23 protein-coding genes are annotated in these 20,259 nt (G+C 65.0%); 16 read left to right on the top strand and 7 right to left on the bottom strand.

The window, feature by feature from the left end; translation table 11 throughout:
• Positions 1–4: 4 nt before the first annotated feature.
• Positions 5–427, top strand: a complete 423-nt coding sequence (gene ribH, locus BSY17_RS10270) for a 6,7-dimethyl-8-ribityllumazine synthase (protein WP_069065448.1) — start codon at positions 5–7, stop codon at positions 425–427.
• Positions 428–492: 65 nt separating this feature from the next.
• On the opposite strand, the gene BSY17_RS10265 is transcribed toward ribH, so the two are convergent.
• A complete protein-coding gene (locus BSY17_RS10265; protein WP_069065447.1) occupies positions 493–1,587 on the bottom strand; it encodes an alkene reductase in 1,095 nt (364 codons plus the stop codon).
• Between the two features lie 71 nt (positions 1,588–1,658).
• On the opposite strand from BSY17_RS10265, the gene BSY17_RS10260 reads away from it, so the two are divergent.
• The 5 genes from BSY17_RS10260 to ssb all read left to right on the top strand — a co-directional run bounded on the left by BSY17_RS10260 (position 1,659) and on the right by ssb (position 6,027).
• Positions 1,659–2,534, top strand: a complete 876-nt coding sequence (locus BSY17_RS10260) for a DMT family transporter (protein WP_069065446.1) — start codon at positions 1,659–1,661, stop codon at positions 2,532–2,534.
• A gap of 9 nt (positions 2,535–2,543) precedes the next feature.
• On the top strand, positions 2,544–3,200 hold the full coding sequence (locus BSY17_RS10255; protein WP_037477166.1) for a COQ9 family protein: 657 nt from the start codon (positions 2,544–2,546) through the stop codon (positions 3,198–3,200).
• A gap of 80 nt (positions 3,201–3,280) precedes the next feature.
• Complete coding sequence (locus tag BSY17_RS10250; protein WP_069065445.1) at positions 3,281–3,550, top strand: FeoA family protein; 270 nt, start codon at positions 3,281–3,283, stop codon at positions 3,548–3,550.
• Positions 3,547–5,403, top strand: coding sequence for a ferrous iron transporter B (feoB, locus tag BSY17_RS10245; protein ID WP_069065444.1), 1,857 nt, complete (start codon positions 3,547–3,549; stop codon positions 5,401–5,403). Before BSY17_RS10250 ends, feoB begins: the two co-directional genes overlap by 4 nt.
• 30 nt (positions 5,404–5,433) lie before the next feature.
• Entirely contained in the window at positions 5,434–6,027 is a 594-nt protein-coding gene (gene ssb, locus BSY17_RS10240; protein WP_069065443.1) for a single-stranded DNA-binding protein, read from the top strand.
• A 139-nt stretch (positions 6,028–6,166) separates the two neighbouring features.
• Here ssb and BSY17_RS10235 read toward each other — a convergent pair whose 3' ends face one another.
• The 3 genes from BSY17_RS10235 to BSY17_RS10225 form a co-directional block, all read right to left on the bottom strand.
• Positions 6,167–7,048 (bottom strand): UTP--glucose-1-phosphate uridylyltransferase, encoded by an 882-nt coding sequence (locus tag BSY17_RS10235; protein ID WP_069065442.1) that lies wholly within the window; start codon positions 7,046–7,048, stop codon positions 6,167–6,169.
• A gap of 121 nt (positions 7,049–7,169) precedes the next feature.
• Positions 7,170–7,607, bottom strand: a complete 438-nt coding sequence (locus BSY17_RS10230; protein WP_069066898.1) for a hypothetical protein — start codon at positions 7,605–7,607, stop codon at positions 7,170–7,172.
• Between the two features lie 169 nt (positions 7,608–7,776).
• The gene (locus BSY17_RS10225) at positions 7,777–7,950 is read right to left on the bottom strand and encodes a DUF1674 domain-containing protein (protein WP_069065441.1); all 174 of its coding nucleotides are present in this window, start codon (positions 7,948–7,950) and stop codon (positions 7,777–7,779) included.
• Between the two features lie 90 nt (positions 7,951–8,040).
• Between BSY17_RS10225 and htpX the strand changes: the two genes are divergently transcribed.
• The 5 genes from htpX to BSY17_RS10200 all read left to right on the top strand — a co-directional run bounded on the left by htpX (position 8,041) and on the right by BSY17_RS10200 (position 13,369).
• The gene (gene htpX / locus BSY17_RS10220; protein ID WP_171899219.1) at positions 8,041–8,973 is read left to right on the top strand and encodes a zinc metalloprotease HtpX; all 933 of its coding nucleotides are present in this window, start codon (positions 8,041–8,043) and stop codon (positions 8,971–8,973) included.
• Between the two features lie 51 nt (positions 8,974–9,024).
• A complete protein-coding gene (locus BSY17_RS10215; RefSeq protein ID WP_069065439.1) occupies positions 9,025–10,317 on the top strand; it encodes an RsmB/NOP family class I SAM-dependent RNA methyltransferase in 1,293 nt (430 codons plus the stop codon).
• A gap of 54 nt (positions 10,318–10,371) precedes the next feature.
• Positions 10,372–10,863 (top strand): diguanylate cyclase, encoded by a 492-nt coding sequence (locus tag BSY17_RS10210; RefSeq protein WP_069065438.1) that lies wholly within the window; start codon positions 10,372–10,374, stop codon positions 10,861–10,863.
• Positions 10,864–10,940: 77 nt separating this feature from the next.
• The gene (rpe, locus tag BSY17_RS10205; protein WP_069065437.1) at positions 10,941–11,603 is read left to right on the top strand and encodes a ribulose-phosphate 3-epimerase; all 663 of its coding nucleotides are present in this window, start codon (positions 10,941–10,943) and stop codon (positions 11,601–11,603) included.
• Complete coding sequence (locus BSY17_RS10200) at positions 11,600–13,369, top strand: heparinase II/III family protein (RefSeq protein WP_069065436.1); 1,770 nt, start codon at positions 11,600–11,602, stop codon at positions 13,367–13,369. Before rpe ends, BSY17_RS10200 begins: the two co-directional genes overlap by 4 nt.
• Before the next feature lie 11 nt (positions 13,370–13,380).
• On the opposite strand, the gene BSY17_RS10195 is transcribed toward BSY17_RS10200, so the two are convergent.
• Positions 13,381–14,139, bottom strand: a complete 759-nt coding sequence (locus tag BSY17_RS10195; protein ID WP_069065435.1) for a class II aldolase/adducin family protein — start codon at positions 14,137–14,139, stop codon at positions 13,381–13,383.
• A gap of 229 nt (positions 14,140–14,368) precedes the next feature.
• Between BSY17_RS10195 and rpsU the strand changes: the two genes are divergently transcribed.
• Positions 14,369–14,575, top strand: a complete 207-nt coding sequence (gene rpsU / locus BSY17_RS10190) for a 30S ribosomal protein S21 (RefSeq protein WP_006957190.1) — start codon at positions 14,369–14,371, stop codon at positions 14,573–14,575.
• 73 nt (positions 14,576–14,648) lie between these two features.
• Positions 14,649–15,227: an FKBP-type peptidyl-prolyl cis-trans isomerase gene (locus BSY17_RS10185; RefSeq protein ID WP_037477641.1), complete on the top strand. Its 579-nt coding sequence runs from the start codon at positions 14,649–14,651 to the stop codon at positions 15,225–15,227.
• 73 nt (positions 15,228–15,300) lie between these two features.
• Here the strand turns inward: BSY17_RS10185 and greB are convergent, their stop codons facing one another.
• Positions 15,301–15,786: a transcription elongation factor GreB gene (gene greB, locus BSY17_RS10180; protein WP_037477639.1), complete on the bottom strand. Its 486-nt coding sequence runs from the start codon at positions 15,784–15,786 to the stop codon at positions 15,301–15,303.
• 127 nt (positions 15,787–15,913) lie between these two features.
• On the bottom strand, positions 15,914–17,998 hold the full coding sequence (locus tag BSY17_RS10175) for a lytic transglycosylase domain-containing protein (protein ID WP_069065434.1): 2,085 nt from the start codon (positions 17,996–17,998) through the stop codon (positions 15,914–15,916).
• Positions 17,999–18,097: 99 nt separating this feature from the next.
• Between BSY17_RS10175 and dapA the strand changes: the two genes are divergently transcribed.
• The 3 genes from dapA to BSY17_RS10160 all read left to right on the top strand — a co-directional run bounded on the left by dapA (position 18,098) and on the right by BSY17_RS10160 (position 20,232).
• Positions 18,098–18,976 carry a 4-hydroxy-tetrahydrodipicolinate synthase gene (gene dapA, locus BSY17_RS10170; RefSeq protein WP_069065433.1) on the top strand — a complete coding sequence of 293 codons (879 nt, stop codon included), beginning with the start codon at positions 18,098–18,100 and terminating at the stop codon, positions 18,974–18,976.
• A gap of 180 nt (positions 18,977–19,156) precedes the next feature.
• Positions 19,157–19,639, top strand: coding sequence for an SsrA-binding protein SmpB (smpB, locus tag BSY17_RS10165; RefSeq protein WP_037477634.1), 483 nt, complete (start codon positions 19,157–19,159; stop codon positions 19,637–19,639).
• Positions 19,639–20,232 carry a DUF2062 domain-containing protein gene (locus BSY17_RS10160; RefSeq protein WP_069065432.1) on the top strand — a complete coding sequence of 198 codons (594 nt, stop codon included), beginning with the start codon at positions 19,639–19,641 and terminating at the stop codon, positions 20,230–20,232. The genes smpB and BSY17_RS10160 overlap by 1 nt, the downstream gene beginning before the upstream one ends.
• Positions 20,233–20,259 lie beyond the last annotated feature (27 nt).

Raw genomic sequence — 20,259 nt, 5'->3', positions numbered from 1 at the left:
TATCATGGCCAAATTCCTGATCGTCGAAGCGCGCTTCTACGACCATCTCAACGACCTGCTGATCGAGGGGGCGACCGCCGCGCTCGATGAAGAGGGGCATAAATATGAGGTGGTGACCGTGCCGGGCGCGCTGGAGATTCCGGGCGCAGTGGCGCTGGCGGCGGAAACCGGGCGCTATGACGGCTTCATCGCCATCGGCGTGGTGATCCGTGGCGAAACCTATCATTTCGAAGTCGTGTCGAACGAAAGCGCACGCGGCCTGATGGCCTTGTCGATGGACGGTATCCCGATCGGCAACGGCATATTGACCGTCGAAAATGAGGCGCAGGCCCTGACCCGCGCCAAGATGACGGAAAAGGACAAGGGCGGCGAGGCCGCCAAGGCGGCGATCGCCATGCTCGGCCTGCGCCAGAAGTTCGCGGTCTAAATTCGCGTCTTGAAAATGCGATAGTCGGCCGGAGGGGGAGACGGTCCGGCCGACTATCGACCCGATCAGGCGGTGGGAGCGACCGCCTCCAGCGTCGGGTAGTCGGTATAGCCAGCCTCGCCCGGACCATACCAGGTCGGCATAGGCTGTGGCGGGGTCAGCGGCGCATCGTCGCGCAGCCGCTCGACCAGATCGGGGTTGGCCATGAAGGGACGGCCAAAGCTGATCGCATCGGCGAGGCCGCTGTCGAGATCGGCCTGCGCCCGCGCTTTGTCATAATCGCTGTTCAGGATCAGCGGCCCCTTGAAATGCTGGCGGATCAGCGGCGACTGGCGCGGCACCTCGGTCGCGCCGAAGGTGCCGTTCGGACCCGGTTCGCGCAGTTCGAGCGAGGCGATGCCGATCGCGTTCAGCACGTCGGCGGCATGGGCGAACAGCGTAGCGGGATCGCTATCGTCCACGCCCTGGCTGTCGCCATTGGGCGACAGGCGCACCGAAACCTTGTCCGCACCGATCGCATCGACCACCGCCTGTGTGACTTCGCGCAGCAGGCGAACGCGGTTTTCGACGCTGCCACCATAATCATCGTCGCGGAAATTGGCATTGTCGCGCAGGAACTGGTCGATCAGATAGCCATTGGCGGCATGGATCTGCACCCCGTCGAACCCGGCGCGAATCGCATTATGCGCCGCCCGGACATAGGTTTCGATCAGCGCGGGGATTTCCTCGATCGCCAGCGGACGGGCGGTCTCGAAGGGTGCCTTGCCCTCATATGTATGCGCGTCGCCCGCCGTTGCGGTGGCGCTGGACGATACCGGCTGTTCGCCAGTGACGCTCGAATGAACCTGCCGCCCCATATGCCATAACTGGGCGATGATGCGCCCGCCGGCTTCATGCACCGCCTGCGTCACGGGTTGCCAGGCGGTGACCTGCTCATCGGACCAGAGGCCAGGCGCATAGGGCCAGCCAAGGCCCTGGCGCGAAATGCCGGTCGCTTCGCTGATGATCAGGCCCGCGCCCGCGCGCTGGCGATAATAGTCCACCATGATCGGGGTGGGCACATGGTCGCGGGTCGCGCGGCCACGGGTCAGCGGCGCCATGAGGATGCGGTTGGGCGCGTCGATCGTGCCGATCTGGATAGGGTCGAACAGGCTGGTCATGGAATCTCCCGAACTTTCAAGGTTGCAATTTGCAACGGGACTTGGGTGCCAAAGCCAGCTAGGGAGCCGCGATGCCCAGTTCAACCCCTGCACCCCCGATGGACATACCGGCTTTTCCGGCGCTGATCCTGGCCAATATCATGTTGTCGCTCGGCCCGGTCCTGGTGCGGCTGGCCGATGTCGGGCCGGTTGCGGCGGCCTTCTGGCGGTTGACGTTGGCTTTACCCGTCCTGCTGCTGCTGGCGATCCCGCGGCTCACACGCACCCCGCCCACGCGGCGCGAATGGGGCGTGATGCTGCTGGCGGGCGTGGTGTTCGCGGGCGACCTTGCGGCCTGGCATCTGGGCATCATCCATACCAAGGTCGCCAATGCGACCCTCTTCGGCAATATGAGCGCGCTGCTGCTCCCTGCCTGGGCGCTGCTGGTACTGCGTCAGCGGCCAACGCGAATCCAGGCGATCGCGCTGCTGCTGGCAGGCGCGGGCGCGCTGGTGTTGATGGGGGGCAGCTACGACCTGTCGCCGGTCAATCTGCGCGGCGATCTGCTCTGCCTGCTCGCTGGCATTCTCTACACCGCCTATATCCTGATCATCCAGCGCGCGCGGGGCCGCCTCGACAGTTGGTCGGTGCTGGCGGTGTCGAGCGTCGCCAGCGCGCCGACCCTGCTGCTCTGTGCATTATGGCTGGGCGAGCGGATCATGCCCGGCAACTGGAGCCCGCTGCTGATCCTGGCCATGTCGAGCCAGTTGATCGGCCAGGGGCTGCTCACCTATGCGATCGGCTGGTTTTCGCCGCTGATCTTGGGGTTGAGCCTGTTGCTGCAACCCGCCGTCTCGGTGCTGCTGGGCTGGCTGATGTTCGGCGAATGGCTCAGCATCACCGACATGGTCGGAACGGTTGCGGTTGGGGTGGCGCTGGTGCTTGTGCGACTGCCCACCCGCGCCTAGATTGGGGTCATGACCCAGGACATGACCCTAGACGAAATCCGCGATCTTCTGGCTCCCGTACTGGCCCGCCATGCCGCCTTCGACGGCTGGCGCAAGGAGGCCGTCATCATGGCGGCGGCGGAAAAAGGCGTGGATGCCGATATCGCCGCGCTCGCCTTTGCCGATGGGCCGGTCGACATGATCGACGCCTGGTTCGCCAGCATCGATGCGGCCATGCTGGACGCGCTGCCGCCCGAAACGCTGGATGCCCTGTCGATCCGCAAGAAGATCATCGCGCTGGTCGAAGCGCGGCTGGCCCTGGTCGCGCCCGATCGGGAAGCGCTGCGCCGTGCGCTGGCGATCCTCGCCATGCCGACCAACACGGCTCGCGCCGCCCGGCTGGGCTGGCGCGCCGCCGATGCCATGTGGCGTGCGGCGGGCGACACCAGCACGGACCTGGCCCATTATACCAAGCGGATGACGCTGGCCGGGGTCTATGCCGCCACGCTGCTGGTGTTCGTCGATGACGCCAGCGAGGGTCACGCCGACAGCCGCGCCTTCCTCGCCCGGCGGATCGAGGGCGTGATGCGCTTCGAGAAACTCAAGGCCAAGATCAAGGGCGTTGGCGGCGGCGAGCGGCTTAGCCTCGCGCGCTTCGTTGGGCGGCTGCGTTACCCCGCGATCTGACGTAGACGCGATTCGCGCTGGCCTTTCCCAATCGGTATTGATAGTCACTCGCAGCAATCATGCTGAGAGTATCCCTTACCGTGCGCCTGACCGACCTGCCGCTGCGCCAGCCCGCTTATGTTGATCTGATCGACTGGTCCGCTTTGTCCCCCTCCGAAGGCCAGCGCTTGCGCGAATTCGGCCTGTGCGAAGGCGCGAGCGTCGAGGCGTTGCACCGGGGCGGCATTTTGGGACGCGGGCCGATCGCCTGCAAGGTTGGCCGCATGACGATCGCCATGCGCCGCAGCCATGCCGCCGCCGTCACGGTGCGCACTGGCCCTGACAGTCTCGATCAGGACCGCGCCGCATGAGCGCGCTGCCCCTGGTCGCGCTGGTCGGCAATCCCAATGCCGGCAAAAGCGCGCTGTTCAATGCGCTCACCGGCGCGCGGCAGAAGCTCGGCAATTATCCCGGCGTCACCGTGGAGCGCAAGGCGGGCCGCCTGTCGCTGAGCGATGGCCGCCCGATCGAACTGGTCGACCTGCCCGGCACCTACAGCCTTGATCCCGGCAGCCCCGACGAACAGGTGACCCGCGATGTCGTGATGGGCAAGCAGGTGGGCGAAAAACGCCCCGACGCGCTGGTGATCGTGGTCGATGCCGCCAATCTCGACAATCATCTGCGGTTCGCGCTGGAACTGATCGCGCTCGGCCTGCCGACGATCGTGGCGCTCAACATGGTCGATCTCGCCACCCGCGACGGGCTGGAACTGGACGCCGCAACCCTGTCGCGCGAACTGGGCGTGCCGGTGATCGCCACCGTCGCGGTGCGCAAGCGCGGCCTCGATCATCTGCGCGAAGCACTGGGCGATATGCTGGGCGAGGGCCGCGCGGTGCGCGCCGCAGCGCCCGACCGCGATTTCGATGCCCTGCGCGCTGAAGCGCGACGCATCGCCCGCGCCGGGATCGTGCGCGAAACCCCCTCACGCCGCCTGACGGCGGCCGTCGATCGGGTCGCACTGCATCCCGTCTTTGGCCTGATGCTGCTGCTCGCCTTGCTGTTCGTCATGTTCCAGGCGGTCTATGCCTGGTCCGAAGCGCCGATCGCGATGATCGAGGGAGTAGCCGAAGCCGCCGCCAGCACCGTGCGCGACACGCTGCCTGATGGCATCATCCGCTCCTTCCTGGTCGATGGCGTCATCAACGGCGTCGGTTCCGTGGTGGTGTTCCTGCCGCAGATCCTGATCCTCTTCTTCTTCATCCTCATGCTGGAGGCGACCGGCTATATGGTCCGCGCTGCCTTCCTGATGGATGGTATCATGGCCAAGGTCGGCCTGTCGGGCCGGGCGTTCATTCCCCTGCTGTCCTCATTCGCCTGCGCGATTCCCGGCATCATGGCGACGCGGACGATCGCCGACCCGCGCGATCGGCTGACGACGATCCTCATCGCGCCGCTGATGACCTGCTCGGCGCGCCTGCCGGTCTATGCCGTCATCATCGGGGCCTTCATCCCCGCGCGCGACGTGCTGCCGGGCGTGGGGTTGCAGGGCTTCGTCCTCTTCTGCCTCTATGTCGCGGGCATTGTCGGCGCGATGCTGGTGGCGCTGATTCTGCGGATGACGGTGACCAAGGGCGCAAGCGGCGGCTTCCTGATGGAAATGCCCAAATATCAATGGCCGCGCGCGCAGGACATCCTGCTTGGCCTGTGGCAGCGGGCCATGACCTTCCTCAAGCGCGCAGGCACGATCATCTTCGCTTCGACCGTGATCCTCTGGCTGTTGCTGACCTTCCCCAAAGTCCCCGATGGCAGTCCGGTCAGTCAGGTCGATTATTCCGTTGCCGGGCGTATCGCCAATGGCCTGACCGTCGTGTTGGAACCGATCGGCTTCAACCGCGACATTTCGCTGGCGCTCATCCCGGCCATGGCGGCGCGCGAAGTGGCGGTGTCGGCCCTCGCCACCGTCTATTCGATCGACGCGGGCGATGACGAGGCACTGCTGGAAAAAAGCCTGGGCGACCGGCTCAGGGACCAGTGGCCGCTGCCCACCGCGCTCGCCTTCCTCGCCTGGTTCATCTTCGCGCCGCAATGTATTTCGACGATCGCCGTCACGCGGCGGGAAACCAATGGCTGGAAATGGCCCATGTTCATGGTCGGCTATTTGTTTGCGCTCGCCTATGTCGCGGCGGGCGTCACTTACTGGACGGCGACCGCAGCGGGACTATAAGGGACCGCTTTCAAGGCATTCGGAGGAATCATGGCAGGGTCTGTCAACAAGGTCATTCTGGTCGGCAATCTGGGCGCGGACCCGGAGGTCAAGAGCTTCCAGAATGGCGGCAAGGTGTGCAACCTGCGCATCGCCACATCCGAAAGCTGGAAGGACCGGATGACCGGCGAAAAGAAGGAGCGTACCGAATGGCACACGGTCGCGATCTTCTCCGAAGGTCTGGTCGGCGTGGCCGAACGCTTCCTGCGCAAGGGCAGCAAAGTCTATATCGAGGGTCAGCTGCGTACCCGCAAATGGCAGGACCAGTCGGGTAACGACCGCTATTCGACCGAAGTCGTGTTGCAGGGTCTGGGCTCGGTCCTCACCATGCTGGACGGCGCGCCGGGCGGCGGCGGCCAAGGTGGCGGCTATGGCGGTGGCGGCGGTGGTCGCGCGCAGCAGGGCGTGAGCGACTGGAGCGGCGGATCGAGCGGCTATGGCGGCGGCGATGCCGACGACTTTGGTGGTGGCCAGGGCGGCGGCTTCGGTGGCGGCCGCGCTTCGGGTGGCGCAGCAGGCGGCAGCCGCGGCGGCGCGGGCAGCCCCAATTTCGACAACGACTTGGACGATGAAGTCCCGTTCTGATCAGTGCAAAAAATCCTCCCCTGTAAGGGGAGGTGGCAGGGCATAGCCCTGACGGAGGGGTGTCACCCTATCGAAAAGGCGACACCCCTCCGCCTGGCTTCGCCAGCCACCTCCCCCACAGGGGGAGGATGATCTCTTTTTAGCCCCGCGCCAGTTCGGCCGCAGCAAAAGCGCGAATATGCGCGCCCATATCCTCACGCTCCAGTGCCAGCACCAGATTGGCCTCGACATAGCCTGCCTTCGACCCGCAATCGAATCGGCGGCCGTCAAAGGTCACGCCATGGAAAGGCTGCTGCCCGATCAGCGAAGCCATGGCATCGGTCAGCTGGATTTCGCCGCCAGCCCCCTTTTCCTGCGTTTCGAGGATTTTCATCACGTCGGGCTGCAGGATATAGCGGCCAGGCAGGATGAGATTGGAGGGCGCGGTGCCGAGCGCAGGCTTTTCGACCAGCCCCTTGACCTCCGTCAGCACGCCATCGCGCGCACCCGGATCGATCACGCCGTAGCTCGGCGTCTGTTCCATCGGAATTTCAAGCGCGCAGACCAGATTGCCGCCGACCTGTTCATAGGCATCGACCATCTGCTTCATGCAGCCGTGGCCCGGCGCGCCCTTCATGAACTCGTCGGGCAGCAGGATGGCGAAGGGTTCGTCGCCGATGATGTCGCGCGCGCACCAGATGGCGTGGCCCAGACCCAGCGGCTCCTGCTGGCGCAGGAACACCGCATTGCCCGGCAGCAACCGCGTCCCGTCTAGCGCCGACAAATCCTTGCCGCGCTCGCGCTGCGTCGCCTCCGTCTCATAGGCGATGTCGAAATAATCCTCGATCGCGCCCTTGCCGCGCCCGGTGACGAAGATCATCTGCTCGATCCCTGCCTCCAACGCTTCGTCCACCGCGTACTGGATCAACGGACGATCGACGACCGGCAGCAATTCCTTGGGCACCGCCTTGGTCGCGGGCAGGAAGCGGGTGCCAAGTCCCGCAACGGGGAAAATGGCTTTGCGGATAGGTTTGTTGGACATGCTACTCCATTCTCGCTGCAACGCGGGATGGAGCAAGGCATCGCCATCCCCGTCGCAAAGGTCAAGCCTTACGACAGGACCATAACGTCTTCGTAGCCGCCATGTTCACTTAGCGCGGCTCTTAAACCGCCAAAAGCCTCTGGGCGAGTTGATCAAGCGATCCGATCTCGATTTCGAGCTGATCCAGCGACACATGAATCTGCGTATTGCGCCCGTCGCGGCAGGTAAAGCCACCCTCGGCCGGTTGCTGAAAGCCATTGATGATGAGCGAACGGAACCGGTCGATCCGCTGCATGTCGCGCTCGATTGCGGAGATTTCAGTCAGTGCGCTGGCGTTGCGCCGGTCGCGCATCGCGACCATCGTGCGCAATTCGGTCATCAGCTTGGCCATGCTCGGCCGGGTGCGTGCGCCCACGGTGCGAATGTCGCCCATCGCCTCGCGCAGCAAGCCGATCTTGGCCTCCAGGCTTTGTTCGAGCATCGTCCAGGCGCAAACCAGTCGCCCCACTGCGCAGAGCAGGGCGGCATCCTGCGGCGCATAATCCGAAACCGGCTTCATCGTCATATCGGAAACTAACTGTAACCCCACGCCCCGCACTCCTTTGTCCAATTCCTGCACAGGATGCGGGACAAAAGACCAGAGCCGGACATGTGCCCGCTCGCATCATGGGCACGGGCCAGCGGCAGCCGTGCAAAAAGGGCGGCGAGCGGAGGAAAGGCGCTAAGCCTCAAAAATCAATCGCAATTCCCTTCCGCTCCCAATCGCCATAGCGCACCGGGCTCATCTCTTCGGTATGGCGCGTCGGGGCGTCGATCGGGTCGGGCTGCGGCACGGGGGGGCTTTTCGACAGGTGCGCGGGAGCCTGCACATGCGCGGGGCGCTTGCCGTTGAAACTTCCCATGATCCTGCTGCCTCTCGATTGCGGCGCTGCCGGAGCAACCCCATATTCATCTGCGATGATCTATCTGGGTTGCAACGGAGGCAAGTGCAAGTGAACGGGTTGAAGACCACCATGTTGCTGGCGGCGCTGACGGCGCTGTTCATGGGGCTGGGCTATATGCTGGGCGGCAGCGGCGGCGCGATCATCGCTCTGATGGTGGCGGCGGGGATGAACCTCGTCACCTTCTGGAACGCCGACAAGATCGTGCTGTCGATGCACAATGCTCGCGAAGTGGATGCCAGCAGCGCGCCGGAATTTTACGGGCTGGTGCGCGACCTGGCGCAGCGGGCCGGATTGCCGATGCCGCGCGTCTATCTGATCGACCAGCCCGCCCCCAATGCCTTCGCCACTGGGCGCGATCCCGATCATGCCGCCGTCGCCGCGACCACCGGCCTGCTCGCGATGCTGAACCGCGATGAAGTGGCGGGCGTGATGGCGCATGAACTGGCGCATGTGCAAAATCGCGACACCTTGATCATGACGACGGTGGCGACGATCGCGGGGGCCATTTCGATGCTGGCCAATTTCGGCCTCTTCTTCCGCAGCGGCGACAATCAGAATGGCCATGGCAATATGATCGCGACCATCCTGGCCGTGATTGTCGCGCCCTTTGCCGCGATGATCGTGCAGATGGCGATCAGCCGTCATCGCGAATATGGCGCGGACGCGGGCGGCGCTAAAATCAGCGGCAATCCCCGTGCGCTCGCCTCCGCGCTCGCCAAGATTGCGGGCCAGGCCGAACGCATCCCCAATCCCGTGGCGCAGCGCAATCCGGCTGCCGCCCAGCTCTATATCGTGCCGACCCATGTCAGCGAACTCTTCTCCACCCATCCCGCGACCGGCAAGCGGATCGCCGCGCTGGAAGATATGGCTGCACATATGGGTGCCCCAGCGCTGCGTACGGCACCGCGCGCCTCGGCCCTCTCGCCCGTCGCCCCGCCCCCGCGCCGCCGCAGCGCCCTCGATCCGCACGGGCGGAATTAGTCCGCACCAATCAAGCGTGTCTTTTCGGACGTTTCCGCCTAGGGACCGTCCATGGTCCGTAAATCACAACCCCATCCCGACACTGTCCCCGGCCTTCCCGCCCGCCGCGCCGCGCTCCGGCTGCTTGATGCGGTGCTGCGGCGGGGCGATCCGCTCGAACTGGCGCTGCACGGCGCGGCGCAGGGATTGCCGCCCGCCGATCGCGCGCTGGTCCATGCCATCGCCGCCGAAACGCTGCGCCATCTGCCCGATCTCGACGCGCTGATCGACGGCGCGACGCAGCAGGTCTTGCCGCCTGATGCCAAGGCGCGGATGGTATTGCGCATCGCGCTAGTCCAGACGCTGGCGCTCGACACGCCGCCCCATGCTGCCATCGCCACTGCGCTGCCGCTGGTCGATGGCGGCCCGCGCAAGCTGGTCCATGGCGTTTTTGGCACCGTGACCCGCGCTGCGCCGACGCTGCCCGTGCCACCTACTTTGCCGGCAGAGGTCGCCGCCCGCTGGGACGCGCAATGGGGCGCAGCGATGGTCGAGGCAGCGGCGCGCGCCTATGCCATCCGGCCGCCCGTGGACATCAGCCTGCGCGACGCGGCGGAAACCGCGCGCTGGACCGAAGAATTGGGCGGTACTAGCCTCGCCCCCGGCCATGTCCGCCTGCCTGATGGCGTTCCTATTCCCGAATTGCCCGGCTTTGCCGAGGGGGCCTGGTGGGTGCAGGACATCGCTGCCTCCTGCGCGGCGCGGTTGCTGGGGCAAGGGGCAGGGCGCAGCGCGCTCGACCTGTGCGCCGCGCCGGGCGGCAAGACGATGCAGCTGGCAGCAGCGGGCTGGCATGTCACCGCGCTCGACCAGTCCGCCAAGCGGCTGCAAAGACTGACCGAAAACCTCACGCGCACGGGTCTGGTTGCGCAAGTCGCCCAGGCCGATCTGCGCACATGGCAGCCCGACGCGCCGGTCGATGCGATCCTGCTCGACGCGCCCTGCACCGCGACGGGCATCTATCGCCGCCATCCCGACGTCTTGCACCGCATCGGCGCACGCCAGATCGAGGAGCTGGCGACGTTGCAGGGCGACCTGCTCGCCCGCGCCGCCGATTGGGTCAAGCCGGGCGGGCGCATCCTCTACGCCACTTGCTCGCTGGAACAGGCGGAGGGCGAGGACCAGATCACCCGCTTCCTCGCTGCGCGATCCGATTTCGCGATCGACCCGGTGCAGCCCGGCGAATTGCCCGACGGTTTTGCGCCGACGGCGGGCGGCTGGCTGCGCACCTTGCCCGATACGCTGTCCGATCGCGGCGGCGCGGACGGATTTTTCATTGTACGGCTTGCCAGGGCGGCGAACTAACTCTTAACCATTAGACAGTTACGTTGCAGCCCGCCCTCATAGAAAAGGTGCATCTTGAGACCGATCGAGCCTCTGCCCCTGCATCATAGCTGGCCGCTGTTCGACCTGCACGACTATCTGGCGCCGGTTGCGCTCGACCCGTCGCTGGCGCGCAACGACGTCGCCCTGGCCGAACGGGGCCTTGGCCTGTGGCATTGCGATCTGGCGAACGAAACGTTGAGCTGGACGGCGGGCGTCTATGACATGTTCGGGTTGGAACGGCATAGTGTCGTACCACGAACCTTGTCCGTGTCGCTGTACGCATCGGAATCGCGGGAACCGATGGAACGGTTGCGCAGCTATGCCATCCGCCATAAGCGCGGCTTCACCCTTGATGTCGATATCCATCAGGCCGACGGCATGGGCCAATGTGCCCTGCGCCTGATCGCAGCCCCCTTGCTGGACGAAGCGGGCGAAGTCACCGCCCTGCATGGCGTCAAGCAACTACTGCCGCCCGGCGCCCCTTGCTCGCGTCGCCTCGACCCGACCGTCTTCGTGATGCTCTAGGCGCACCGCACAAACTATCGCTTCATCGCCAAATCCCCGTTGCCCTGAGTCCAAGCCGTAGCTAAGGCAACCGGTTAATGACCCGGCCCATTCTCATCTCTCCGTCCATCCTCTCCGCCGACTTCGCCCGCCTGGGCGAGGAGGTTCGCGCTATCGATGCGGCGGGCTGCGATTGGGTGCATATCGACGTCATGGACGGGCATTTCGTGCCCAACATCACGATCGGCCCAGCCGTCGTGAAGGCGCTGCGCCCGCACAGCGCCAAGCCGTTCGACGTCCATCTGATGATCTCGCCAGTGGACCAATATCTCGACGCCTTTGCGCAGGCCGGTGCGGACATCATCACCGTCCATCCCGAAGCCGGGCCACATATCCATCGCTCGATCCAGCATATCAAGTCGCTGGGCGTGCAGGCGGGCGTGGTGCTCAATCCCGGCACCCCGGCCAAGATGCTCGATTATCTGATCGACGATGTCGACCTCATCCTGGTGATGAGCGTCAATCCGGGGTTCGGCGGGCAGAGCTTCATCATGAACCAGCTGCGCAAGATCGAGGCGATCCGCAAGATGATCGACAAGTCGGGCCGCGACATCCGCTTGCAGGTCGACGGCGGCATTGACCTCACCACCGCGCCCATGGCCATCGCCGCGGGAGCCGACGTGCTGGTCGCGGGCACCGCTACCTTCCGGGGCGGGCCGGACGCCTATGCCGACAATATTCGGAAGCTGCGGGGCGGGTGAACGACGCGCGGCGCATCTCCCCCGCTTCCACCGGGCAAGCGGCCGATCCCGTGGCCACGGACGATGGAATAGAACAGGGCAAGCGCCTCATCCGCGTCGCGGATGACAAAGGGCTGTCGCTGGCGCAGCGGATCGCCAATCATTTCTACCTGCTTAGCTGGAAGACGCCGATCCACGGTCGCAAGCTGCGCGGCAAATATCCGCTCAAGCTGCTGGCCGTGCCCGACGACGATATTCCCGGCGATGCGCGGGCGGGGCAGGCACTCCGCGCGGGCTATTTCCTGTTTCGCGGCCGCAAGCAGATTATCGACACGGTCGATTTCGCCCGGCTCGACCTTGGCCCCGCCTTTGCCGACCATATCCACAGTTTCCGCTGGCTGCGCGACCTTGCCAGCACGGCGACCCGCGAGCAGGCCGCGCCGATCGCCGAAGGGGTGATGCGGCGCTGGCTGGCGGCCCATGCCGAAACGCCGAGCGAACCGGCCTGGCGCGCCGACAATGCGGGCTGGCGGCTGCTGTTCTGGACCGCCCATGCGCCGCTGATCCTGTCATCGAGCGACCTTGTCTATCGCTCGCTGGTTCTCAACTGCATTGCCCGCACCGCCCGGCATCTCGACCGCATTGCCGACAAGGCCGCGATGGGCCTGCCGCGCATCGTCGCCTGGAGCGCTATCGTCGCGGCCTCGATGCTGATCCCCGGCGGCGCGTCCCGCAAGATTTTCGGCGAGGCGGGCCTCAAGCGCGCGATCGAGAGCAGCTTCCACCCCGATGGCGGCATCGTGTCGCGATCACCCTTGGCGCAGGTCGAGGCGGTGATGGCGCTTGCCATGCTGCGTGCGGTCTATGACGTCCGCCGCGAAACGATACCTGCCTTTCTGGACGAAGGCCTTGGCCGCGCGGTTCCGGCGCTGCTGGGCCTGATCCATGGCGATGGCGGGTTGGGGAGCTGGCAGGGTGCAGGCGCGATCGATCCTGTCACCGTCAACGCCGTGGTGCAGGCCAGCCGCGTGCGCAGCCGCCCGCTGCGGCAGGCGCGCGACTGGGGCTATCAACGTATTGCGGCAGGCACGACCGTTGTGCAGGTCGATGCCGCGCCGCCGCCGGTTGCCCGGCTCGCCGAAGCCGGTTGCGCGTCTACAGGCGCGATCGAAATCAGCGACGGCCCGCATCGGCTGGTCGTCAATTGCGGCGGCGCGGGGCTGGAAGGGGCATGGATTCCCGCAGACCTCGCCCAAGGACTGCGCACCACCGCCGCGCACAGCACGCTGGTGCTGGACGATTGCAACAGCACCGCGCTCTTGCCCGACGGCACGCTGGGCAAGGGCGTGACCGAGGTGGAGTTGAACCGGCAGGAGCTGGACAATGGCAGCCGGGTCGACCTGTCGCACGACGGCTATGTCCGGCGGCTGGGCTATATCCACCGCCGCCTGCTGCTAGTCAGTGGCGACGGCAAGGAAATACGGGGCGAGGATATGCTGACCCCGGCCGAACGACGCCGCAAGCCGTCGAAACTGCCCGTCATGCTGCGCTTCCATCTCGCGCCCGGTGTCGAGCCGACGCTGACCGCCGACAGCCAGGGTGCGCTGCTGCGCGTCGATATGGGGGCACTCTGGCAGTTCCGCACCGGTACGGGCGTGCTGAGCGTCGAGGAAAGCCTGTGGGTCGATGCCGATGGTCGCCCCCATCCGACGCGCCAGCTGGTGGTCACCAGCGAAGCGCTGCCGGGCGGGTCAAGTATCGGCTGGCTGTTCAAACGGTCAGGCTAAGCGCAGGCGAATCACTCTCGCCAGCTTTTGTCGACCCGGTCGATCACCCGCACCATCGCCTGAAAATCGGGCACGCCCGGCCCCACCGGCAATTGAATCCCCGACAGGTCGCGCTGATGCACCGCAATCACCTCCGGCGCGATCTCCATCGGTGTGCCCGCTGCGCCCGCTGCCACCTGAATTTCGCAGGCGCGCTGGAGCGACCAATGTTTCAAAAAGGCTTCGGGCAGGGTGGCGGCCATGACCAGCGTGCCATGGTTGCGCAGCATCATCACCCGCTTGTCCCCCAGATTGGCGACCAGCCGCTCGCCTTCTTCGGGGCGAATCGTGATGCCTTCGAAATCATGATAGGCGATCTGCCCGGTAAAGGCGGCGGCGTAGAAGCTGATCGGCCGCAACCCTTCGCGGGTCGCGCTGACCGCCATGCCCGCCGTCGTATGGGTGTGGATGATGCAATGGGCATCGGGCAGATAGCGGTGAAACACGCTATGCTGGGTAAAGCCCGCGCGATTGACCGGATAGGGGCTGCCATCCAGCACCGTGCCATCGATGTCGATCTTGACCAGGTTGGATGCGCATACCTCTGCATAACCCAGCCCGAACGGGTTGATCAGGAAGGCATGATCCTCCCCCGGCACGCGCAGGGTGATGTGATTGTAGATGAGTTCCGACCAGCCCATATGCTCGAAAATACGGTAGCAGGCGGCAAGCTGCTGGCGCGCTTCCCATTCGGCGGGGGACATGTCGGTGCGTGTTGCGGCGCTGGCCATGGGCGATCCTCTCTTATAGTCTTGCCCGACATCATCGGCCTTTCCGGCATGGGAGTCGAGACTCTGCATGCTTAAGGGTTGATGTGCCGCGACTCTACTGGTAGGGCGCGCTCCACACGGCGTAGGGTGACCTGCGACGACTCATTGGCTTTGCTATTCGGTCGGGCTGTCGGGACGGATCATAGAATCCCGGCGAACCGCTCGTTTTCGATTGGAGATAGACGGACTTATGCAGATCATCGTTCGCGACAATAATGTCGACCAGGCCCTCCGCGCGCTCAAGAAGAAGCTGCAGCGTGAAGGCGTGTATCGCGAAATGAAGCTGCGTCGTCACTACGAGAAGCCTTCGGAAAAGCGTGCCCGTGAAAAGGCTGCTGCTGTCCGTCGCGCGCGCAAGATGGACCGCAAGCGCGCCGAACGCGACGGCGCGAAGTAAGCGTCGTTCGGGGCGGCATGCGCCGTCCCGGTTTTTTGCTGCTATCCCGCCCCTAATTGCGAGACTTGTCGCCATGTCCACGACAGCTGTTCCCCTTCGTTCGATTGCCAAGGGGTCGCTGACGCGCCTCTGGATCGGTGTCGCTGCCATAGCGCTGGCGGCAGGTGGTCTCGCCTGGGCGGGCCAGCAGCATGTCGAATCGACGCCCTCGGCGTTCCTGGCGGACAATGCCGATGCCGAAGGCGTGGTGACGACCGAATCGGGTCTGCAGTATAAGGTTCTGACCGAAGGCACCGGCCCCAGCCCGACCACCGCCGACGTGGCGCTGGTGGGCTATAAGGGCACGTTGCTTGACGGCACCGTGTTCGACGAGAATCCGCAGGCACCGATGCCGGTCGATGGCGTCGTGCCAGGCTTCTCCGAAGGCCTGCAGAAGATGAAGAAGGGCGGCAAATACCGCCTCTGGATTCCGGCGGAACTGGGCTATGGCGATCAGGCCGCTGGCCCGATCCCGGCCGGGTCCGTGCTGGTGTTCGACGTCGAACTGCACGACTTCAAGTCCCGCGCCGAAATCATGCAGATGCAGCAGATGATGCAGCAACAGCAGGGCGGCGCGCCGGGTGCAGCGCCCCAGCCGATGCCGGGCAACTGACCGCCAAAGCCAAATGAGATGGGAAAAAGGGGCCAATGATCGGCCCCTTTTTTGTGCCTTCGGCATGGCGGCGTCACCCCGGATAGCGAATCGCCATCACCTCATATTCCTTTTCGCCCGATGGCAGTATGACGCGCCGCACGTCGCCGATGGCGGCACCGCGCAGGGCGCGGGCGATGGGGGAGGACCAGCCGATGCGGCCGGCATCGACGTCGGTTTCGTCATTGCCGACCAGCGTGACCGTGCGGTGGGCGTCATCCTCGTCGGCGATGGTGACGGTCGCGCCGAAATAGACGCGGCTCTGGTCGGGCTGCTGCCGGGCATCGACGACCTTGGCGTCCTTCATCTTCTTGGACAGACGCTTCAACTGCCCATCAATCTCGCGCATCCGTTTGCGGCCATAGAGATAGTCGCCATTTTCGGACCGGTCGCCATTGCCCGCCGCCCAACTCACGACCTCGACCACCGCCGGGCGCTCGACGCCCAGCAGATGGTCATATTCCGCGCGTAATTTCGCAAAGCCTTCGGGGGATATGTAATTGGGATAGGGGGTCGTCATCGGATGACCCTATCGCGTGTCACGGGCTTTACGCAATTTTGTTCGCGCGGAGGCGCGGGGACGCGGAGAAAAAAGGGGAAGGCCGCCTATTCTCCTCCGCGTCTCCGCGCCTCCGCGCGAACCAAAATCAGCCCGGCGTCTGCTTGCCGAGATAGCGGCTCAGCACCGCGCTGGTCCCCCGGAACCGCGCCCGCTCCGGGTTCATCGCTTCATAGACCACGGCATTTTCCAGCACCCGCTGCACATAATTGCGGGTCTCGAAAATGGGGATCTGCTCGATCCAGCGCAGCATGTCGGCCCCCGGCATACGCGGGTCGCCATTGGCGCGGATCCATTTGTTCACATTGCCCGGCCCGGCATTATAGGCCGCCACGGCCAGCGGATAGGCACCGCCATAATAATCGAGCATCCGCTGAAAATAGCCCGAACCCAGCATGATATTATAGCTGGGGTCGTTGAGCGAGGCGGGGTTGTAGCCCATGCCCATCTTGCCCGCCTGCTCGCGCGCCGTGCCCGGCATCAGCTGCATCAGGCCGCGGGCACCCGCATGGCTGACGATCTGCTTGTCGAACTGGCTTTCCTGCCGGGCGATGGCGTGGATCATGGTCCAGCTATGCTGCGCTTGCGGTGGCACGGGCACGCGCGGGAAGGCGGTCGCGCCATAGCCCGTCAGGCCGCTCGACACCGCACGACGGCCGACCATGACGCTCATGTCGGGGCGACCGATATTCTGCGCCAGTTGCCCCGCCAGGATATGGTCGACATCATTGTCGGCGCTGTTGGCGATGGCGCGGGCAAAGACGCCCTGATCTTGCCAATAGCCCATCTGCCCCAGCGCCTTGACCGCGCGGACCACCGAGCGGGATTCGAAGGCGGCGCGGTCGGCAGCGGAAATCTGCACCGGCCGTTCGGCTGCTGGCGGCGGCGGGATCGGACGGCCCAGCCGTTCGAGCGACAATTGCCCGTAAAATTGATCGGGATAGATGCCCGCTTGGCCGAAATAATTGTTGGCGGTGGCGGGGTCGCCCGCCTGGAGCGCGGCACGCCCCGCCCAATAATAGCCTTTCGACTTTGTCTGCGGCGATTTGGCCGCCTCGGCATAGCGGCGGAACATCGTCATCGCGTCGGTCGGGCGATTGAGATTGTAGAAGGCCGTCGTACCCGCCAGCCACGCCAAGCTGGTATAATCGTCGCGCACGCCCAGCGCCTGGTCGCTCACATCGATGCCGGGCGGCACCGCATCGTCGATCTTGCTGGCGATGCCATAGGCAAAGCTCCACTGGCTGTCATTGGCGGCGGCGCGCGCCTGACCCAGCAGCACTTCATAAAATTTCTCGGCGTCGGTCGGACGATAGGTCAGCGACGGGCGGTTCGCCAGATATTGGCGCGCCGCCACCCAATTGCCGGTGTCGCGCAGCCAGGCGGCCTTGTCGGCGACGAAGCCCGCATCGCTGGCCCCGACCGGCTCGGCTGCCTGCATCAGCATGGCCGCGTCGCTGCTCTTGCGGCGAAAGGCGATGCGCGCCTGATAGACCGGGCGGCGGGCCGGGCTGACATAGGCCAATATCCGCTCCGCGCCGCTGACATCATTGCCCCACAGCAATTTGTCGGCCCGCAGATCATGGTCAGCCGCGGTCAGGCTGGTGCCGAACAACGACAGCAACCGCGCTTCGTCGGCCGCACTCAGCGATCCACCGATCCAGGCATTGCGCGCCGCGACGCGCGCTTCGTCCATCCGTCCGACCTGCATCAAGGCGGTCGCATTGCGGGCATGGCCGACCGCCGTGCGTGCCGGGAAGCGCGCGAAGAAGGCGGTGACCTGGCGCGGATCATAGCTGTCGGGATTGATCCCGGTTTCAGCCAAGCGCCGCATCCGGTCCTCGCCCGGCCAGCCGGGGTTGGTGGTGATGAAACTGGCATAGGTGGAAAAGCCCAGGCCATCGCTCTGCTGCAGCGCGCGCCACTGGTTGATCGTCGCGGTGATGGCGCCATCGCTCGGCTGGCCGATGCGACCGGCAACCTGGCTCCAGGGGCTGGGACCGCTGTCGGCCTTGGGCAGTGGCTGCACCACGGCACCCGGCGGAAAGGGCGATGGCGCGGGCGGCTGTCCCTCGGTCTGGGCGCTGGCGCCGGCGGTGAACAGCAAAAGGGCAATAAGGGGCATGCGAATCAGGGTACTTTCGACAGGAGGGGGCGTCGACATGCTGGACATAATCGCAATTGCATCCTTATCAGGCCCTGAATGACGCGCTATAGCGCGCCGCTTGCCCGATCATGCCCCGGCCGCCCGGAGAATTGAAGGAGTTAAATCATGTTTTCCGGCTCAATTCCGGCTCTGGTGACCCCGTTTCGCGACGGACAGGTAGATGAGGAGGCGTTTCGCGCGCTGGTCGACTGGCAGATCGCGGAAGGATCGAGTGCGCTCGTACCCTGCGGCACCACCGGCGAAAGCGCAACCATGACGGTTGAGGAGCATAATCGCGTCATCGCGATCTGCGTCGATCAGGCGGCGGGCCGCGTGCCGGTAATCGCAGGCTGCGGCTCGAACGACACGCGCATCGCGCTGGAGCATATGTATGCCGCGCAAGGGGCAGGGGCGGGCGCGGCGCTGGTGGTCGCGCCTTATTATAACAAGCCCAATCAGGATGGCGTCTATCAGCATTTCGCTTATCTCGCCGAGCGCTGCGCCCTGCCGATCATCCTCTATAATGTGCCCAGCCGCACCATTACCGACATCGGCGTGCCGGTGATCCATCGTCTGTCCGAGGAATTTCAGACGATCGTGGGCATCAAGGACGCCACCGGCAATCTCGGCCGCGTCACCGCGCAACGGCTCGCCTGCCGCCCGGATTTCTGCCAATTGTCGGGCAATGACGAAACTGCGCTGGGCTTCAACGCCATGGGCGGCAAGGGATGTATCTCGGTCACCGCCAATGTCGCGCCGCGCCTGTGCGCCGATTTTCAGGCCGCCTGCGCCGCGCATGATTGGGATGGTGCCTTGGCGCTGCAGGATCGTCTCTATCCCTTGCATGATGCTCTGTTCAGCGATTCTTCACCTGGCCCCGTCAAATATGCGCTCACGCGCGTTCGGCCCGACATGCCCGGCGACGTCCGCCTGCCGATCACCTGGCCGTCGGAATCGAGCCGGTCGGCGGTCGATCGCGCGCTGGAGATTGCGGGACTGGTTTAAGGATTTGGTTATTGCCCGTGCATACCCCATCTTCCGTTCGTCCTGAGTAGGCATTGAGCTTGTCGAAATGCCGTATCGAAGGACTGAGTGGCGTGCCGATGCTTCGATACGGAGCTTCGCCTTCGCTCAGCCCCTACTCAGCACGAACGGCAGTTTAGATATTTGGTGTTAGATTAAATTATGGCCCGCCCGCGTCCCGTCACTTTCGACAAGAAGAAGATCGTCGCCGAAAACCGGCGCGCACGGTTCGATTATTTTATCGAGGACGTGTTCGAGGCGGGCATCGCCCTGCAAGGGACCGAGGTGAAGGCGCTGCGCGGCGGCGAGGGCAATATCGCCGAAAGCTATGCTGAGGTGAAGGGTAACCAGGTGTTTCTGGTGAACAGCAACATCCCCGAATATAGCCATGGTAACCGCGAAAATCACGAACCCAAGCGGCCCCGCAAGCTGCTGCTGCACGAACGCGAGATCGAAAAAATGCATAGCGCCGTATCGCGCAAGGGCATGACGCTGGTCCCGCTGATGGTCTATTTCAACAGCCAGGGCCGGGCCAAGATCGAACTGGCGCTGGCCAAGGGCAAGCAGACCCACGACAAGCGCGAGACGATCAAGGACCGCGACTGGAAGCGCGACCAGCAGCGCATCATGCGGGACAAGGGCTGATGGACAATCGCTTCAGCCGCTGGTGGCACGCCAACGCCCCGACCCGCGAGTCGCTGGAGCATAACAAGTTTCTGGCACCCGTCGCGCATCGGGTGCTGGAACCCTCGCTCTGGCGCTTCACCCGCCGGTCGGTGCCGCGCGGGGTGGCGCTGGGTCTGCTGGTCGGCATCTTCCTGCTGATCCCCGGCATCCAGATTGCCGGCGCTGCGCTGCTGGCGCTGCCATTCCGCGCGAATATCCCGGTCGCGGCCGCCATGACCTTCCTGTCCAACCCGGCGACGACGCCGCTCATCCTGTGGCTGTCGGTCTATATCGGCAACTGGATGCTGGGCCGCAGCGCCGATGCTTCGGGCTTCATGGCGCTGGTCGATGAGCATGCGACGATCGGCCAATGGACCGCCTGGCTGGTGTCGGAAGCCGCGCCTGCGATGCTGCTGGGCCTCGCGATCATATCGGTGGTGTCCGCGATCGTGGGCTATGTCGTGGCCGACTGGTTCTGGCGTCATCGCATGGGCCGCAAGTGGCAAGCGCGCAAATTGAGGATTGGCAAGGTCCACGAAAGCAGCGCAAGGGAAGAAATCGCGCCGGTCTGAACCGGGGCGATAGGGAACCAATGCTGG

Origin of the sequence: Sphingobium sp. RAC03, assembly GCF_001713415.1 — a bacterium.
GTDB lineage: Bacteria > Pseudomonadota > Alphaproteobacteria > Sphingomonadales > Sphingomonadaceae > Sphingobium.
This window is presented reverse-complemented; position numbering and strand designations above follow the sequence as displayed.

Bases quoted from the DNA above. Each gene is read 5' to 3' on its own strand.
- ribH (WP_069065448.1), top strand. From the start codon at position 5: ATGGCCAAATTCCTGATCGTCGAAGCGCGCTTCTACGACCATCTCAAC.
- BSY17_RS10265 (WP_069065447.1), bottom strand. From the start codon at position 1,587: ATGACCAGCCTGTTCGACCCTATCCAGATCGGCACGATCGACGCGCCC.
- BSY17_RS10260 (WP_069065446.1), top strand. From the start codon at position 1,659: ATGCCCAGTTCAACCCCTGCACCCCCGATGGACATACCGGCTTTTCCG.
- BSY17_RS10255 (WP_037477166.1), top strand. From the start codon at position 2,544: ATGACCCAGGACATGACCCTAGACGAAATCCGCGATCTTCTGGCTCCC.
- feoB (WP_069065444.1), top strand. From the start codon at position 3,547: ATGAGCGCGCTGCCCCTGGTCGCGCTGGTCGGCAATCCCAATGCCGGC.
- ssb (WP_069065443.1), top strand. From the start codon at position 5,434: ATGGCAGGGTCTGTCAACAAGGTCATTCTGGTCGGCAATCTGGGCGCG.
- BSY17_RS10235 (WP_069065442.1), bottom strand. From the start codon at position 7,048: ATGTCCAACAAACCTATCCGCAAAGCCATTTTCCCCGTTGCGGGACTT.
- BSY17_RS10230 (WP_069066898.1), bottom strand. From the start codon at position 7,607: ATGAAGCCGGTTTCGGATTATGCGCCGCAGGATGCCGCCCTGCTCTGC.
- BSY17_RS10225 (WP_069065441.1), bottom strand. From the start codon at position 7,950: ATGGGAAGTTTCAACGGCAAGCGCCCCGCGCATGTGCAGGCTCCCGCG.
- BSY17_RS10215 (WP_069065439.1), top strand. From the start codon at position 9,025: ATGGTCCGTAAATCACAACCCCATCCCGACACTGTCCCCGGCCTTCCC.
- rpe (WP_069065437.1), top strand. From the start codon at position 10,941: ATGACCCGGCCCATTCTCATCTCTCCGTCCATCCTCTCCGCCGACTTC.
- BSY17_RS10195 (WP_069065435.1), bottom strand. From the start codon at position 14,139: ATGGCCAGCGCCGCAACACGCACCGACATGTCCCCCGCCGAATGGGAA.
- rpsU (WP_006957190.1), top strand. From the start codon at position 14,369: ATGCAGATCATCGTTCGCGACAATAATGTCGACCAGGCCCTCCGCGCG.
- BSY17_RS10185 (WP_037477641.1), top strand. From the start codon at position 14,649: ATGTCCACGACAGCTGTTCCCCTTCGTTCGATTGCCAAGGGGTCGCTG.
- greB (WP_037477639.1), bottom strand. From the start codon at position 15,786: ATGACGACCCCCTATCCCAATTACATATCCCCCGAAGGCTTTGCGAAA.
- BSY17_RS10175 (WP_069065434.1), bottom strand. From the start codon at position 17,998: ATGTCCAGCATGTCGACGCCCCCTCCTGTCGAAAGTACCCTGATTCGC.
- dapA (WP_069065433.1), top strand. From the start codon at position 18,098: ATGTTTTCCGGCTCAATTCCGGCTCTGGTGACCCCGTTTCGCGACGGA.
- smpB (WP_037477634.1), top strand. From the start codon at position 19,157: ATGGCCCGCCCGCGTCCCGTCACTTTCGACAAGAAGAAGATCGTCGCC.
- BSY17_RS10160 (WP_069065432.1), top strand. From the start codon at position 19,639: ATGGACAATCGCTTCAGCCGCTGGTGGCACGCCAACGCCCCGACCCGC.